The organism is Chryseobacterium sp. P1-3, assembly GCF_000738495.1.
In the GTDB taxonomy this organism is placed as follows: Bacteria; Bacteroidota; Bacteroidia; order Flavobacteriales; family Weeksellaceae; genus Chryseobacterium; species Chryseobacterium gallinarum.
The window spans coordinates 490,400-506,088 of sequence record NZ_JPEQ01000007.1 but is presented as its reverse complement, the minus strand read 5'-3'; the positions used below and the strand labels follow the sequence as shown (position 1 = coordinate 506,088).

The following is a 15,689-nucleotide window of genomic DNA, read 5'->3' as shown; positions in this document are numbered from 1 at the left end:
ATAAAAGCGGGTGAATGATGCTGCCAGATATTGGTTTTTATTATATATTTGATTTATAAGAGTATTGCACTTTTTAATATAAAAAATTATCTCATACCTTAATTTTATTGGATAACTTTAACAAGTAAATGCATAATAATGAAGCAGATCATTTTAGTGATTATACTTTTCCTGTTGAACCAGAATACAGCCGCACAGCAAAGACATATTTCCAATGACAGTATTCGTGTTTTTTTCAGCGAAATTAAAAAGGCAACCAGGGAGAAGAGCAATCTTTGGAATAAAGATTTATATAATGCACTACTTTTTGTAGAACCCCAAACCAGAAAGGTTTTTGCCAATGAACCAGATTCTATAGGAAGTTTACAGCCTGACCAGAACATGTATACAGGAATTTTGCCGGATAAGGTTAATATAGCCAATACATCTATCAACTGGAATGGGAAAAGATGGGCCATGGTTATGCTTCCGCTTCCAGCCCATGAGAAGGACCGGATTAATCTCCTGGCCCATGAGCTGTTTCACAGTGCCCAACCCTCACTTGGATTTACTCTGAATAATCCTGATAATAATCATCTTGATCAAATGGATGGGAGAACGTATCTCCGTCTGGAGCTGGAAGCATTAAAAAAAAGCAGTTTTATCTTCTTCTGAAAAAGAAATAAGACAACATCTTATCAATGCCCTGGTCTTCAGAAAATACAGGTATATTCTTTATAAAGGTTCTGATACCAGCGAAAATGACCTGGAACTTAATGAGGGAATGGCAGAATTTACGGGAGTAATGATCAGCAACAGAAATAAAAAACAAACTGCCGCTTACCTGGCAGACGGAATCAACCGTTTTTTTACCAACCCGACATTTGTCCGTTCATTTGCTTACCATACCATCCCTGTATATGGCTACCTGTTGTATAACCGGGATAAAAACTGGAATAAAAAGATAACCAATACAACCAATTTGACCCGTTATTTCATCAATGCATTTCAGATCAGCATTCCTGTTGACATAGAAAAAGCCGTTAAAGATAATATGAATCAATATAATGGAATGATAATCTCTCAGGAAGAAACGCAAAGGCATGAAAAGATTAAAAAGATTATTGCTGATTATAAATTTAAATTTATCGAACAGCCCCATTTTGAAATAAAGTTTGAAAAGATGAACGTCTCCTTTGATCCCAGAAATATCATTCCGATAGAAAATAAAGGAACGGTATATCCGAATATGAAACTTACGGATTCATGGGGAATACTGAATGTAGAAAAGGGAGCCCTGATGAGCCCTGATTGGGATAAGGTTTCAATAACGAACCCTGTACGCACAGAAGGAAAGAAAATAACCGGAGAGGGCTGGACTCTTGATCTTGCAGACGGTTATACTTTAGAAAAAGATAAAGCCAATAATTACAGACTTATAAAAAAGTAATACTATGGAATTTTCACCATTCAATAAAGTAGTTAAACTTTGTATTCAGGGGATGAGTGCAGAGGAACAGGGAAAACCTGAAGAAGCAGTCCGTTTTTTTTATGCAAGGTTGGAAGGAAGCAGATAATGATCATGAAAAGTTCCTTGCCGCTTATTATATGGCCCGTCATCAGAGGACAACTGCTGATACTTTAAAATGGCTGGAAACAGCATTAAGCCATGCTATAAAACTCAATGATGATACAGTTAAAAGCGCTTTTCCCGCTCTCTATATCCGAATTGCCGAATGCTATGAAAAATTGTCAGATCCTGTAAAATCCAGGGAGAATCTTGAACTGGCCCGGTTGTATAAGGACAATCCCTCAGATAAGGGCCCTTTTTATCACGGTACAAAAGCCGATTTACAGATAGGTGATGTGCTGACGGCAGGTGGCCTGTCCAATTATAAATCTGAATTCAAAATGAATCATATTTATTTTACCGCCTTAGTAAATGGGGCGGGTCTGGCTGCTGCCCTGGCAAAAGGAGAAGGCCGGGAGCGTGTGTACATCGTAGAGCCCACAGGAAACTTTGAAAATGACCCTAACCTGACAGACAAAAAGTTCCCTGGAAACCCGACCCGTTCGTACCGGTCCGAAAAACCTCTGAAGATTATAGGAGAAGTAACAGATTGGGTGAAACCGGATCCCGAAGAACTTCAGAGATTTCGTGATAAACTGGAAAACAGTAAAGGAGATATTATTAACTGATCTCAGAAAAGATAGCAGGCAGTAATAGAGTAGCCTTCTTTTTAAAGAGCAATATCATACAATATTCAGAATTATAGGATAAAGCCCTCAAATCGGGGCTTATTTTAAAATGTGTGGGTTTCGGGTTTGTCCAATATTGCGATAAAGCTGTTTTTGAGTAAATCGGAGGGATAAATAAACTGCTCTCCCTTTTTACCTTTAACAACGATTGCGGCTTGTTCATTATTTAAACACCTGTCAAGCTGTTCCTGAATCTCTTTAAGCTGGCCATCTTTGATATCCAAAGTGTATTTTCCCGTTGTATGGGTAATACTTACGATTTTTTTGTTCATGGTCGGAATTTTAAATCATTTGCCGGTAAAGATAATTTTTTTCCGTCAAGTTTATTAATGGAATTTTATTTAAAGTAACAAGTTTTGTCACTTACTTAATATATATGCCTAAAATTAGAATAAAGCATTATGTATGTCTTGAATAACTAAATAATATTTATTATTTTTGGAAAAATGTTAAAGTATAATTATATTTTTTCATGCTGTACAAAATATAATTATACTGCAAGCACATCTAGAAGAATCTAATGTGTATAAACTTATGATTCATTAAGTTAATTAAAAACTAATAATTAAAATGAAAAAAATTCTATTCAGAGATTTAAGGATGACCTTGAAAAAGGTGGTGTATTTACATCTGAATATGTAACATTTGCAGAAATGGGTGAAGTATTCCAAAATTATTTTGGTATTGATAAAGATGCGACAGTAGAACTATTTACTGTTATTTACAATAACCGGAGTTTGATTTCAAAAATTGACAGAGAAGAACTTCAGGCAGCAATCACGAATGAGGCAGAACTTTATAATTCAACGGTATCACCGGGAACCAGATTAATATTTGGGGCTTTGGTTTCAGTAATTAATCCAAAAGGTTGTGGATGGGGTGTTGCAGCAGGAGTTGTAGATACAGCTCTTTCAGCAGCTGCAACAGCAATAATTTCACCAACAGGTGTTGGAGCAGCAATTGGTGCTGTAAGTACTGCTGGTTACTATGCAGCAACTGTAGCTCAAGCGGTTAGATGTAAAAAGTAATAAATGGAATCAAGTATAATTTACATTCAAACACTTTTAGCGTTAATTACCTTTTTTATATTATATCAACAGAAGAAAAGAAATAAAGGGAATGATAACGGTATAAATTTACCTTTAAAGATTATTCTTGTAAGTGTTGTAATATTATCTTTATTATTGCTTATTTTTTTGATTTATAATTATAATATTACCGTTTTTGAATATATAAATTACTTGCATTATTTGCTATTTTGTATTTGGATAATCTTGCTTGTTTATATTTTAGTAAAACATAAAAAACAGGATAATAAGAAAGTGGGGCTATAGATCATAGTCCCACTTTCAATTATTTGTTGATCGTATAAATACTCTTACAATAAGCGTATATTTATTTCTTTGCAGGCAGTAACTGCTTTACTAATGCTTTGAGTTCTTTGATCTCTTCAGACTGGGATCTTAAAGCTTCATTTTCTTTCTTAAGTTGTTGAATATCTTTATTCTGCTGGATTGAGTAAAGGGTTAATTCTTCAATTTTTTCCAAAAGTTTAGCATCCATTTCTCCCAGATTTATTCCGTCTTTCTCCACTTCCTTTGCAGAAGGGATATTGGGTAGGTGTCCTTTTTCGGCAATGTGTTTTTCTACCTCCTCCAAGGAACGAAGTTGATAATCTTTTTTGAAGACATAATCTGCCCAGCCATTGGCTGCTGCTACGTCAACTTTTACTTTTTCTGTTCTGATTCCATCTTTTACAAACATCCGGAACTCTGCACAATCTCCACAGACTACCTCAGGATTAGTTCCCAAAAAAAGTTTTCCATTGGCTCTTAATGACATGATCCACCCATAAGCGGCAGGGGTTGGCCAGCCTGCTACGTCAAGAATTCCGGGATTGTTTTGCTGGTACTGGGTAAATCTCAGAAAAACAAGAGAGTTCCCACTTGGATGATTGACACCCTCATTTCCTACATAGAAGGTATCAGATAAAATATCTGTCGAAACTTGTGTTCTTCCTGACACTCTTAAAGCTATTCCGTCTTTAGGAGCTCCTGCAATACCTATATTTCCGGCCGCATTTAAACGAATCCTCTCTATATTATTGGTTTTTAACACCAAATCTTTGGGGTCTGAGGTTCCCAGAAAATTTGAAGAGGCATCTGTTCCTGCATTTCCGGTTAGATTCCAGGATTGTGCAAATGAAAAAAACGAAGTTAAAATGGCTAATGGTATTAGTTTTATTTTCATGGTTAAATAAGTTTTATACAAAAATAGGTATTTGTATTTCATCTCAAAAGATTTATTTAACAGAGTGTATGATTTTATCACTTTTCGGTGTATTAAAATTACTATTGTCTGAAAATATTTTAGAAAGAGCGGTTGTTTTACCATAAATTGTATTAAAATTTATCAAAAGATTATTCTGTGTACCTTTATGTCAATAGTAATTTGTGAAAAATGAAAAAACAGGTATTATTCATTCACGGAGGTGGTGACAATGGTTACGAAACCGACCAGAAACTGCAGCTTTCTTTGCAAAAAAACCTGGAAGGAGAGTATGAAGTGTTGTATCCCGTAATGCGAGCTATAGAAGAAGAAAAACTGGCTGCGGAATGGCTTGCACAAATAGACAGTGAAATCTCAAAAATTCATGGAGAAATAATATTGGTGGGACATTCTCTGGGTGGCTCTATGATATTAAAATACTTATCGGAATGGCGGGTTCCTGTAAATATTACCGGGATTTTTCTCATTGCTCCACCATTTTGGAGTGGAGACCGGGACTGGGTTCAGCCGTTAAAGCTCAAAAAGAATTTTGCATCACAGCTTTCTCAGGATATTCCTATTTTTTTCTATCAGTGTAAAGATGACGATGTAGTTCCTTATGAGCATTTTGCCCGTTATAAAAAAAGAAGTTCCCTGGGCCAGCTTCCGGGAAATACTGATGGGGGGACACCAGTTCAATAATGATGTATCCATTGTAGCTATGGATATTGCTGCAAACTCCGGGAAGAATCGCTAAAGCAATCATATACCGGACAATATTGCCGGCCGGCAGGCATTGTTACTGCATATAGAAACGTAAGAACCTGATGATTTTTAGTATGGAAAAATTTGATATTTGGAGATTATATGATGTAGGTTAATTGAATATTTTTCACTGAACGGCTCAATTTTTGCAATTTTTTTTAATCATCAAAATATTAATCCTTAAAAAACACCAGATCATGGCAGACAATAAATCTAAAAAAAGGTAAGTCCGACAGAAATAAGGTAAGCGGATCGGAAAATTACGAAATTCAGTATTTTAAGGAGAAAATGAACGTATCATCCCAGGCAGTAACGGGAGCAATCCGTGCTACAGGCTCCAATGATAGAAAGGTCCTGGAAAAATACCTGAAAAACCGTCACGGAAAATAACAATACTGACATTCAACAATTCGTTCAACTTTAAAGAATATTGCTATGGGCTTATCTAAATACCGGCAGAAACGCTCGATGAAGAATACACCCGAACCTTTTGGTGGAAAATCAGACGGTGGCGAACTCAGGTTTGTTATACAAAAACATGATGCTTCGCATCTGCATTATGATTTCCGCCTTGAAATGGACGGTGTTTTGAAAAGCTGGGCTGTTCCAAAAGGGCCATCGCTGGATCCTGAAGTAAAAACGCCTTGCAATGATGGTAGAAGACCATCCCTATGACTACCGTAATTTTGAAGGAATCATTCCCAAAGGGCAATATGGCGGTGGAACTGTGATTGTGTGGGATGAAGGAACCTATGAACCTGCAGATTCCGAAAAAACTGATCGTAAAAAGCAGGAAAAAGAACTTTTGCACCAGCTGTATTCCGGGAAGCTCAGGTTTACACTTCACGGTGAAAAACTGAAAGGGGAGTTCGCATTGGTAAAAGCTCATGGCCGGGGCGATAACGGCTGGCTCCTGATGAAGCTTAACGATGAGTACGCAAGCAGGAAAGATATTACTGAAAAAGATCAGTCCGTTATTTCAGGTAAAACCATTGCCCAAATGGAAGAGGAGCCGGACAAAGTGTACGGTAAAGAAAGCATCAAAAAAAATTCTGCAGATAAAGGCAAAAAAAATTCCAAAAAAGAAGCATCCGAAATTATTAATGACCAGCTTGAAGCGGTTCCCACACAGCAGAAAGAAGAAGCGGCACACATTGAGCCATTGTTAAAGAAAGCTCCCGGGCAGAAATTCTATACCCATGTAGAACCTATGCTTGCCACTTTAGTTGATAAACCCTTTGATGATGAGGAATGGGTATATGAGGTGAAATGGGACGGATACCGCGCTGTTGCGTTAATGAACAAAGGAAAGGTCGAAATAAAATCGCGCAATGACAAAAGCTTCAATGATAAATTTTATCCGGTTTACGATGAACTCAAAAAGTTCGGTCTGGATGCAATTCTAGACGGTGAAATAGTAGTGCTGGGTGAAGCGGGAACCGCGAACTTCGGCTCTCTGCAGAACTGGAGATCGGAAGCTGATGGCGATCTTGTTTATTATGTATTTGATATTTTATGGTATAAAGGTAAAAACCTGAAAGATCTTTCTTTGCTGGAACGCAAAGCAATTCTCAGGGCAGTACTTCCCGAAAGCACAAAAATTCTTCCCAGCGAACATTTTGAAACTTCCGGTATCACTTTTTTGGAAGAAGCGAAAAAGCTTGGATTGGAGGGAATTATGGCTAAGAAAAAAGACAGCGTTTATCATACACACAGTCGTTCCCGTGACTGGCTAAAGATCAAAGCTAATAAAAGGCAGGAAGTCGTCATTGGAGGTTATACCTTAAATGATGATTCCAGTAAACTTTTCAGCAGTATCCTCGTAGGGGTGTATGAAGGAAAGAAATTTATTTATACGGGAAAAGTAGGTACGGGATTTAATAAAAAGATCCAGCACGAAATGATGGAACTGTTTAAGCCACTCATTACTAAGAAAACCCCTTTTGCAGAAGAACCGGATGTGAACAAGCCTTCCCGTTTCCGCCCGGATCCACCTCATGCAACAGTCACATGGTTACGGCCGGAGCTTGTATGTGAGGTGAGTTTTACGGAACTGACAAATGATGGAGTTATGCGACATCCATCTTTTGACGGTATGAGGGATGATAAAAGTGCAAGGAAAGTTGTAATGGAAGAAGAAACAGCTACTGAAGAAGCGGTTAAGGAAAACGATGTGCACCGTATTATTTTGCCACGTGAAAAAACAGGCCGGAAAACACTTCTTAATCCCAAGGATAAAAGCCAGGTCCGGAAAATAAACCGTCACGAACTGAAATTTACAAATCTTGATAAGGTTTTCTGGCCTAAAGAAGGGATAACTAAAAGAGATCTGATCAATTATTATTACCAGGCGGCACCTTTTATTCTGCCTTATCTGAAAGATCGGCCCCAGAGCATGAACCGGTTTCCCAATGGGATTGAAGGGGAAGGTTTTTATTTCAAAAATGTTACCGATACAGCTCCCGACTGGGCATCTACCTATCTGTATCATAGTGATGCCGACAATAAAGACCGGCATTACCTTGTAGGAAAGGATGAAGCAACTTTGCTGTACATGGCTAATCTGGGGTGTATAGAAATGAATCCATGGAACAGTACTATTAAGAAACCAGATTATCCGACATTCTGTATTATAGATCTGGACCCTGATAAGAACTCATTTGATCAGGTTATTGAAGCTGCTCAGGTGACCAAGAATATCCTTGATGATATGGGAGTGCCGAGCTATTGTAAAACAAGCGGTTCTACAGGCCTGCATATCTATATTCCCCTGGCTAATAAATATACTTATGAACAATCCAAGGAGTTTGCAAGAGTAATTGTAACACTTGTACATAATGAGCTCCCCAAATATACCAGCATCGAACGGACCATTAAGGACCGGAAAGGAAAAATGTATCTGGATTTTTTACAGAACCGGCCTCATGCGACTATTGCAGCAGCCTATTCCGTACGTCCAAAACCCGGGGCCACCGTATCAATGCCATTGCATTGGGATGAGGTAAAATCTGGATTAAAAATCAGTGATTTTCATATTCTGAATGCTATGGAGCGGATGAATAGTGAAGGAGATATTTTTAAACCCGTTCTCGGTAAAGGAATAGATCTCAAAAAAGTAATTCAAAAATTTGCTCAGGAGCCTGGGGAGTAAGAAATTAAAATAGTTATTAAAAGAACCTTAAATATTTTTGTTATGAACGTGAAACGAATATTTGGTACAGTTTTGACCATTTTGGGAATCGGTGGTCTGTTATATGTTGGCAATGGTCTGATTAATAAAGGAGTCGCTAATACAACTCTTATTGTAGTGGGGGTTATTGGTTTGCTTTTCTTTTTCGCAGGAATAAGTTTAGTCAAGAATACCAGGGACGAGAGCTGAAATCTGCTTTAAGCAATAAATATTGTTCATCAGATGGAGATTATGCAGGATACAAGAATATATCTTGGGTCCCAATCATAAATTGTATTCTTTTAAACTTTTATGATTTCAATCATAAATCAAAACAGAATCTGCATAAACAGCCATCAAATGCAGTATTCTGGCTACACAAAATAAGCACCTCTAAAAAGAGATGCTTACTTATTAAAATTATAGGCTGAAAGAATTATTCTTTTTTATATTCTTCAATTTTTTTGAATTGACGATAAGAATCTTTCAGGTTTCGTAATTGTTCACCAACAATTTTTGTGCTCTTTTCGCAAAGTTCTCCGGTATCCAGGGCATTTTGATAAGCTTCTATAGCAGCTTTTTCACCAAATACCACATTTTCTAATGTTGAGTTTTCCAGGTTACCTACAGTAAATGAATTTTTAATGTCAATCCATGTTCTGTGGATTGCTCCTGCAATGGAAGGAGAATCCTGAGGAATGCCATTTTTTTCTGTAATAAGGTTGATCAGTTCGTTTTTCATGACTTTCGATTGGGAAATCATGCGGTCATATTCATCTTTTATATCAGGATACATTTCCCATACTTTTCCTTCAACTTTTTCAAATCCTTTTATCCTGTCATTGGTGATCTGAAGCAAATCATTCAGTACTGATATTGTTTGTTCATTATTCATAATATAAATTTTTTTGTGATGGTTTAGTGTTTCTTACCAGTGTATATTACATCTGTATTACAAAATTAGTGTTTACTGGTTAGTATTTTTTATTATTTGAATCATATTGCAGCCAGATACTTTATTGAAGATAGAAAGAAGATTGAATATGTTCAGTTCAATTTATTGAAAGAAAAACAGTTAAAAACCAACAAGAAAGCTCTATTTTACATAATAAAAAAATACAAATTGCACTTTCATATAATGGTGATAAAAAAATATTTATATAACTTGTAACGATAATAATCACAATTAGTTAATAGTTAAAATTTACCAATATATTCTTATAATAAACTTGCGTTTAGGACCGGTATTTCTCAAGGTTGGCGAGCAAGTCATATCTGATATTGTTTTACGTGGTATTAGAACAACTATTTCCAGTACGCATTACATAATTTCGAAAGTTCATAATGTTAATCAATAATAATTAATAAAATAACAAATAAAACCTTGTATTAAAAACAAATTAATAACATGTAGTATTTATATTTTTGTTAGATTTAAACAATATTTTAAATCACTACATTATGAAAATAAATTTATTTGAACGTTCCTTACTGATAAAGATAAAAATACTGAGTGTTTTCTTATTTTTAACAAACTCGATGTTTTTTGCACAAACTAGAATTTATGCAAGCGCCCAAAATTTCCAAATCAATGGAGTATGTGCGGCTTGTAACGTCTTGAATCCCGAAAATGCTGTTGGCTCTAATGAAGCTGATTTTTCCTCTCTTCAGGTTCCGTTAGGATTATTTGCTAGAATAGAGCAATCTGTAATATTTCCAAATTCAAAAGCTGATTATTCCAAGGTCGCCATTGGTATTGGCACTGGAGGAGTAGCACTATCAGCCAATGTATTGGGCTCAATTTCTATAGAAACTTTTAATGGAAATACCACTAACGGTGATTACAGAATGTTAAACAATGGCTTGATTAAATTAGGGGCAAACCCAACAGAAGGAACGATTGAGCTAACAAACTCTAAGCCATATGATCGTATTAAAATAACTCTTCATGGAGGGCTTCTTGCATTAAATGATCAGCTAAGAATATACTATGCATATCAAGTGCAGGATTCCAAAGCATATGCGAATTTTCAGACCTCAACTAAATTTGATCCTGTTACAGGCAATGGAGTAGTTAATCCCAATTTTGCAGTAGGAAACGACGAAGTCAACTGTTCCGTATTGAGAATTGGGAGAGGGCAACTGGGAACTGTCGAACAAACATTAAGTTTCTTATTTCCTGTTAATAATTTTTTAACAAAAGTTGTTATTGGCATTGGCACAGATCAGCCTGTTCTTACCCCTGAGCTCTTAAAAAAAATAAGCATCGAAACAATGAAAGGCGAAGTTTCCAATGTGGACAAAAAATACGTCTCGCAGAATATGCTTTCCATAGGTTTGAATCCTAATGAAGGAATAATAGAATTCACACCTACCAAATCATTTGACAAAGTCAAAATCAGTATGGAATCACTGAATGATATCGATCAGGAACTTAAAGTTTTCTATATCTATCATACCTCCCCAAGTTTATTTAGTTGTGATCCTCCGCCGTTTAATCCAATCCATCATTATCCATTTAATAATAATATTGAAGACGCAATAGGAGGACTACACCTTATCCCTACTGACAATTCATTTATTATACTTGAGCCTGATGCTATATGCGATAAGGCCCTCCGTACAGTTTTGCATAATCGGGGCACTTATAATACAGCATCGAATGAAAATTTTATAAATCATTCCAAAACAATTTCATTTTGGGCACGACTTCCCATTCTACCTCTTTCAATAGAAGCCTATGGAATTTTAATAGCTAATGAAGAGGGTACTTTTTCAGTATTTGCAGCTGATGGTAGAATTACTGAAGAATTCCAAACTGGTCAAAATAATCATTTTACAATAACTTACTCAGAAGATCGCCCTAATAACGAAGCAAAACTATGCTTGTATAAAAAATGGTTACGCTAAACTTAATGAAGCATCATGTATAACAACAGACATTTTAGAAATTCATAACCCTAATTACAATATAACTGGAAATTTATCAATTACACTACCTCCTGCAAGCCCAGACTTTAGTATGGATGAACTTCTTATATATGACCGTGCTCTTTCGGCGACGGAAGCAGAGCAATTATTTCTATCCTATAATAAACCACAGATTCCTAGAAAATATTACCCGATCTCAGGCGTTAATAATAATAACACAGATTTAGTAGAAGAAAAATTAAAACTTTCCCCGAACCCAACTTCAGGACTCATCACACTTGCCGGAAATATTGAATTTAATGATTCGGAAATTTCTGTTATTGATACTTTTGGGAAAGAAGTATACCATTCAAAATTCCGATACAAAACATTTGAATTACCCGCTACATTATCAGGGGGAGTTTATATCCTTAATGTGAAAACAAAGGAAAGAAAAAACTATTCTCAAAAAATCATTCTTCGAAGATAAAATAATATCAATTAATACTACAAACAAAATCTGTCTCATAGCTGAGATAGATTTTTTGTAATATATCTATACTAAATTAATTTTTTCAACTCCTTCTTTATTTAACTCATTATCTCGATCAGAGTCAGAGCATGAGTAAAGGAGAGCGGCGGTAAAGCTGTTAAAAAACTAATTTTGTCTTCATTGATCAGATTTTTAAAATTCCTTCCAAAAAAGAAGAAAGAGCTTTAATAGCTCCTTTTGTTATTGTTGTAATTTTCGGGGGTATTCCTTCAAAATCCGCTTAAATAAAGGCGATATGTAGCCCCACCAGGAATCGAACCTGGATCTAAAGTTTAGGAAACTTTTGTTCTATCCATTGAACTATGAGGCCTTTGGAGGCATCAAAAATACAAATTCTTTTAAAATAATCAGCATTTTTTTCAGTCAATAGGGGTTATCAGACCTTTAAAAGATAAAGTAAAGGAGTGGATCAAGCGCAAAAGTTGTGGTCTTATAATATTTAGATCTATTTAATTTTTAAAAATCACGTATTTCTTTTTGATTACTCTTTATTTAAGTAAGCTAAGAAATGAATCGATTTTTAATCGCTTCTGATGAAGCGAAGACTTTGCATGCGCTTAGTCAGCAGCTAGGCTGCCTTATTTGCCTACTTGAAATGGAACATTATTTTTTTTAAACTTTGCGTGAAAAACGATCTCAATAATTTTGACGCTAATCAATAATGAACAGAACTTTTTATATTCAGACCCAATTTATTATGCCTCCAACTTTTGCTCCTGATCCAAAGTAGTCTGACTACCAACTTTTGCACTGATCCAAAAAGAATCCGCTCTTTAGGAGCGGATCCAGTAGATAAACATCTCATTTTTTTTAATTAGACAACAATAAAAAGCACAGCCGACAATGCTGTGCTTAAATTTTTATTTCAAATTTAATTGCAGTTTTACGATTGAAAAAAGCAAAAAATGTTTCCACTTCAATTGTATTACATAGTAAATGTACTAATATTTTTAATATGAAGTATGAATTAAATGTTAAAATTCACAAGTTATCCACATTTTATTGTGGATAAGTCTGAAACTGCTGTTTATCACGGCATTTCAAAATGCCAGATGTTGGTTAAAAACAAAGAGTTTATTATCCAAGGATAGTTACTCCCTTTTCGATCATTTCATAGATGGCATCTCTGCCATTGTCCGGTTTTACATTCACCGCGCGGGTTCCGTTAAAATGAAGGCAAGTTACATAACCGTTTGCTACGGCATCCAGGCAGGTAAATTTAACACAATAATCCATTGCCAATCCTACAATTTCCAACAATTGGATATCATGATATTTCAAGAAATCATCCAATCCTGTTTTCATAAAGTGGTTGTTATCCTGAAAGCCGCTATAGCTGTCGATTTCGATATTCTTACCTTTTTGTATAATATGGGTCACTTTATCACGGTTAAGGTCTTTGTGGAATTCTGCACCAAAAGTTCCCTGAATACAATGATCCGGCCACATAAACTGCGGAATACCATTGAGGATGATACTTTCCCCCACATTCCTGCCATTACTGCTTGCAAAGCTCTTATGTCCCGCGGGGTGCCAGTCCTGAGTCAGAACGATCTGGTCATATTCATTTTCTTCCATCAGGAGATTAATGTAAGGGATGATTTCATTGGCTCCCGGTACGGCAAGTGCCCCTCCTTCACAAAAATCGTTCTGTACATCGACTATTATTAACGCTTTTTTCATATTTAGATTTCTCGAATTTTTGATAAATTTACAAAACAAATACACAAAAATTTGTCCAAATCTGAATTTTCGGACAAATCGGCCATATTAAAAAATTAAAACCTGAACAATGAGTAATTTAGAGAAAAAAAAAATTTCCTATAGGTCCGTTTGAAGTACCGGAAAATATTTGCGATACCACTTTGGATGCCTATATTAAAGTGATAAAAGACTTTCCGGGTAAACTAAAGAATCTCATTGAAAACCTTACAGATGACCAGCTGGATACGCCTTACAGAGAAGGGGGATGGACTGTAAGACAAGTTATCAATCATATTGCAGACAGCCATATGAATAGTTTTATCCGCTTTAAATTAGCCCTTACGGAAGACAATCCGACCATTAAGCCTTATGATGAAGCCAAATGGGCAGAGCTGCAGGACAGCATTCATATGCCAATAAAGCCCGCCATGAGAATGATAAAAGGGACTCATCAAAGGTGGACAGTACTTCTTAAAAGTCTTACCAATAAGCAGTTTGAGCGTACTTTTCATCATCCCGAGCATAACAGGAATTATAATTTGAGGGATAATCTTGCTTTGTATGTATGGCATTGTAACCATCATTTTGCACATATTGAAAACCTGAAGAAAGAAAAAGGTTGGTAAGGAAAAGATTAAGCAACGCTATCTACTTTGAGGAAATTAAAGACAGAATTTCCAGGTTGTCTCAGGATTCCAAAGCGAAATGGGGGCAAATGAATGTCTGCCAAATGCTGAAACATTGTGATCTGGTCCTTCAGATCGCATTGCAAAAAGTTGAATTACCCCGGATTAATCTTCTTTTTAGGATAATAGGGGCAACCACTAAGATAGAAATGTATGTTTTTAATAACGGAATTCCCAGAAACATGCCTACTTTTCAAAAACTAATTGTTAATTTTGAGTGTGATTTTGATGAATCAAAAACCAATCTGCTGAATACCCTGGAAGAATTCCGGAAAGCGTGTGAAGCTTCAAAACTGCCGGACCGTCACAGATTATTCGGAAGTATGACTGAAAAAGACTGGGATTTTTTAGAATATAAACATCTTGATCATCATTTAAAACAATTTAGTGTATGAGTTTTTTTGATAAAATATTCGGTGGAAAAAATGAATCCCCTGATCAAAAATCTTTCTGGAAAAAGATAGAATCTGAAGAAGATCTGGAAAAAGCCATTGAGAGTTCCTACCATCATAAAATAGCAATATTTAAACATTCCACCAGCTGTTTTATCAGCAGGACAGTACTGAAAAATTTTGAACGGGAAGTAGAAAGCTCAAATCAGAAAGTAGAATTGTATTATTTGGATTTATTGGCTTACAGGTCTATTTCCAATAAAATTTCTGCAGATCTGGACATCAGACATGAAAGTCCGCAATTGATCGTTATTGAAAACGGAAAGCCCGTGAACAGCGCCTCGCACCAGGATATTTCTTTAAGCCAGATTGTATAATGAAGAATATTAATAATTATTTAGCCAAAGTTTTAAACGTTCCTATTCAAAATGTAAATACATGCAGCCTCCATTACGAAGCGAAGAAAATTCCTAAAAACCAGTTTCTTCTCCAGTATGGAGAAATCTGCAGGCATATATTTTTTGTAGAGAAAGGGCTTTTAAAAATGTATTCCATTGACAAGAACGGAAAGGAACATATCATTCAGTTTGCACCGGAAAGCTGGCTGATTTCTGACCGCAGCAGTCTTTATTTTAATGAGAAATCCATCTATTATATAGAAGCTGTTGAAGATTCTGAAATATTATTCTTACATCCCGATTTCTTCAATAAACTGGTAGAACAGTTCCCTAACAGTATTGAAAGAAGTGATTTCCTGCTTCAGAAACACATCAGGAGTTTACAAAACAGGATCAATTCTTTACTGGGAGAAACGGCAGAAGAAAGATATATGAAATTCATCAAAATGTATCCGGATTTGTTGTTAAGAGTTCCTCAATGGATGATTGCCTCTTATCTGGGCATCACTCCTGAAAGTTTAAGCAGGGTAAGAAAAGAGCTGGCAAGAAAAAATTTCGTTCCGGATAAAAAGTAAAATTAATCAGACTGAGCAGAAACAAATTGGA

Annotated in this window: 20 protein-coding genes and 1 tRNA gene; 16 read left to right on the top strand and 5 right to left on the bottom strand. The window is 35.8% G+C overall.

Going from position 1 to position 15,689, the window contains the following annotated elements; translation table 11 throughout:
• The first annotated feature begins 138 nt into the window (after window positions 1-138).
• The 4 genes from HX13_RS24085 (at window position 139) to arr (ending at window position 2,178) form a co-directional block, all read left to right on the top strand.
• Window positions 139-654 carry a hypothetical protein gene (locus tag HX13_RS24085; protein WP_238555242.1) on the top strand — a complete coding sequence of 172 codons (516 nt, stop codon included), beginning with the start codon at window positions 139-141 and terminating at the stop codon, window positions 652-654.
• A 109-nt stretch (window positions 655-763) separates the two neighbouring features.
• Complete coding sequence (locus HX13_RS24080) at window positions 764-1,429, top strand: hypothetical protein (protein WP_238555241.1); 666 nt, start codon at window positions 764-766, stop codon at window positions 1,427-1,429.
• 4 nt (window positions 1,430-1,433) lie between these two features.
• Window positions 1,434-1,556 carry a hypothetical protein gene (locus HX13_RS25550; RefSeq protein WP_262483529.1) on the top strand — a complete coding sequence of 41 codons (123 nt, stop codon included), beginning with the start codon at window positions 1,434-1,436 and terminating at the stop codon, window positions 1,554-1,556.
• A gap of 217 nt (window positions 1,557-1,773) precedes the next feature.
• Complete coding sequence (gene arr / locus HX13_RS26015; RefSeq protein WP_410493129.1) at window positions 1,774-2,178, top strand: NAD(+)--rifampin ADP-ribosyltransferase; 405 nt, start codon at window positions 1,774-1,776, stop codon at window positions 2,176-2,178.
• A gap of 104 nt (window positions 2,179-2,282) precedes the next feature.
• Here the strand turns inward: arr and HX13_RS10890 are convergent, their stop codons facing one another.
• Window positions 2,283-2,510 (bottom strand): hypothetical protein, encoded by a 228-nt coding sequence (locus HX13_RS10890; protein ID WP_050021088.1) that lies wholly within the window; start codon window positions 2,508-2,510, stop codon window positions 2,283-2,285.
• Between the two features lie 381 nt (window positions 2,511-2,891).
• Here HX13_RS10890 and HX13_RS10885 point away from each other — a divergent pair, with 381 nt between their 5' ends.
• Entirely contained in the window at window positions 2,892-3,266 is a 375-nt protein-coding gene (locus HX13_RS10885; RefSeq protein WP_050021087.1) for a hypothetical protein, read from the top strand.
• Window positions 3,267-3,633: 367 nt separating this feature from the next.
• Here HX13_RS10885 and HX13_RS10875 read toward each other — a convergent pair whose 3' ends face one another.
• Window positions 3,634-4,488 (bottom strand): hypothetical protein, encoded by an 855-nt coding sequence (locus HX13_RS10875; RefSeq protein ID WP_050021085.1) that lies wholly within the window; start codon window positions 4,486-4,488, stop codon window positions 3,634-3,636.
• Between the two features lie 210 nt (window positions 4,489-4,698).
• Here HX13_RS10875 and HX13_RS10870 point away from each other — a divergent pair, with 210 nt between their 5' ends.
• From HX13_RS10870 to HX13_RS10860, 5 genes are all read left to right on the top strand, one after another.
• On the top strand, window positions 4,699-5,208 hold the full coding sequence (locus HX13_RS10870; protein WP_202962918.1) for an alpha/beta fold hydrolase: 510 nt from the start codon (window positions 4,699-4,701) through the stop codon (window positions 5,206-5,208).
• Between the two features lie 270 nt (window positions 5,209-5,478).
• Complete coding sequence (locus HX13_RS22060) at window positions 5,479-5,661, top strand: DUF3606 domain-containing protein (protein ID WP_128572362.1); 183 nt, start codon at window positions 5,479-5,481, stop codon at window positions 5,659-5,661.
• Window positions 5,662-5,706: 45 nt separating this feature from the next.
• Window positions 5,707-5,946, top strand: coding sequence for a DNA polymerase ligase N-terminal domain-containing protein (locus HX13_RS25545; RefSeq protein ID WP_262483528.1), 240 nt, complete (start codon window positions 5,707-5,709; stop codon window positions 5,944-5,946).
• A complete protein-coding gene (gene ligD / locus HX13_RS10865; RefSeq protein ID WP_262483527.1) occupies window positions 5,921-8,422 on the top strand; it encodes a DNA ligase D in 2,502 nt (833 codons plus the stop codon). The genes HX13_RS25545 and ligD overlap by 26 nt, the downstream gene beginning before the upstream one ends.
• A 42-nt stretch (window positions 8,423-8,464) precedes the next feature.
• A complete protein-coding gene (locus HX13_RS10860) occupies window positions 8,465-8,650 on the top strand; it encodes a hypothetical protein (protein WP_050021084.1) in 186 nt (61 codons plus the stop codon).
• Between the two features lie 226 nt (window positions 8,651-8,876).
• Here the strand turns inward: HX13_RS10860 and HX13_RS10855 are convergent, their stop codons facing one another.
• Window positions 8,877-9,335 carry a PA2169 family four-helix-bundle protein gene (locus tag HX13_RS10855; protein ID WP_050021083.1) on the bottom strand — a complete coding sequence of 153 codons (459 nt, stop codon included), beginning with the start codon at window positions 9,333-9,335 and terminating at the stop codon, window positions 8,877-8,879.
• Window positions 9,336-9,901: 566 nt separating this feature from the next.
• On the opposite strand from HX13_RS10855, the gene HX13_RS10850 reads away from it, so the two are divergent.
• Both HX13_RS10850 and HX13_RS10845 read left to right on the top strand, forming a co-directional pair.
• Complete coding sequence (locus HX13_RS10850) at window positions 9,902-11,350, top strand: hypothetical protein (RefSeq protein WP_050021082.1); 1,449 nt, start codon at window positions 9,902-9,904, stop codon at window positions 11,348-11,350.
• Between the two features lie 112 nt (window positions 11,351-11,462).
• Window positions 11,463-11,840, top strand: a complete 378-nt coding sequence (locus HX13_RS10845; RefSeq protein ID WP_050021081.1) for a T9SS type A sorting domain-containing protein — start codon at window positions 11,463-11,465, stop codon at window positions 11,838-11,840.
• 301 nt (window positions 11,841-12,141) lie between these two features.
• On the opposite strand, the gene HX13_RS10840 is transcribed toward HX13_RS10845, so the two are convergent.
• Together HX13_RS10840 and pncA are read right to left on the bottom strand one after the other, a co-directional pair.
• Window positions 12,142-12,213 (bottom strand) — tRNA-Arg (locus HX13_RS10840).
• Between the two features lie 767 nt (window positions 12,214-12,980).
• The gene (gene pncA / locus HX13_RS10835) at window positions 12,981-13,586 is read right to left on the bottom strand and encodes a bifunctional nicotinamidase/pyrazinamidase (RefSeq protein ID WP_050021080.1); all 606 of its coding nucleotides are present in this window, start codon (window positions 13,584-13,586) and stop codon (window positions 12,981-12,983) included.
• A gap of 182 nt (window positions 13,587-13,768) precedes the next feature.
• Between pncA and HX13_RS10830 the strand changes: the two genes are divergently transcribed.
• Genes HX13_RS10830 through HX13_RS10815 form a run of 4 tightly spaced genes read left to right on the top strand, consistent with a single transcriptional unit; the run spans window position 13,769 to window position 15,658 of the window.
• On the top strand, window positions 13,769-14,233 hold the full coding sequence (locus HX13_RS10830) for a YfiT family bacillithiol transferase (protein ID WP_316931290.1): 465 nt from the start codon (window positions 13,769-13,771) through the stop codon (window positions 14,231-14,233).
• Window positions 14,227-14,688 (top strand): DUF1569 domain-containing protein, encoded by a 462-nt coding sequence (locus HX13_RS10825; protein ID WP_238555239.1) that lies wholly within the window; start codon window positions 14,227-14,229, stop codon window positions 14,686-14,688. Before HX13_RS10830 ends, HX13_RS10825 begins: the two co-directional genes overlap by 7 nt.
• The gene (ytxJ, locus tag HX13_RS10820; RefSeq protein WP_050021078.1) at window positions 14,685-15,062 is read left to right on the top strand and encodes a bacillithiol system redox-active protein YtxJ; all 378 of its coding nucleotides are present in this window, start codon (window positions 14,685-14,687) and stop codon (window positions 15,060-15,062) included. Before HX13_RS10825 ends, ytxJ begins: the two co-directional genes overlap by 4 nt.
• Window positions 15,062-15,658 (top strand): Crp/Fnr family transcriptional regulator, encoded by a 597-nt coding sequence (locus HX13_RS10815; RefSeq protein WP_050021077.1) that lies wholly within the window; start codon window positions 15,062-15,064, stop codon window positions 15,656-15,658. The genes ytxJ and HX13_RS10815 overlap by 1 nt, the downstream gene beginning before the upstream one ends.
• Window positions 15,659-15,689 lie beyond the last annotated feature (31 nt).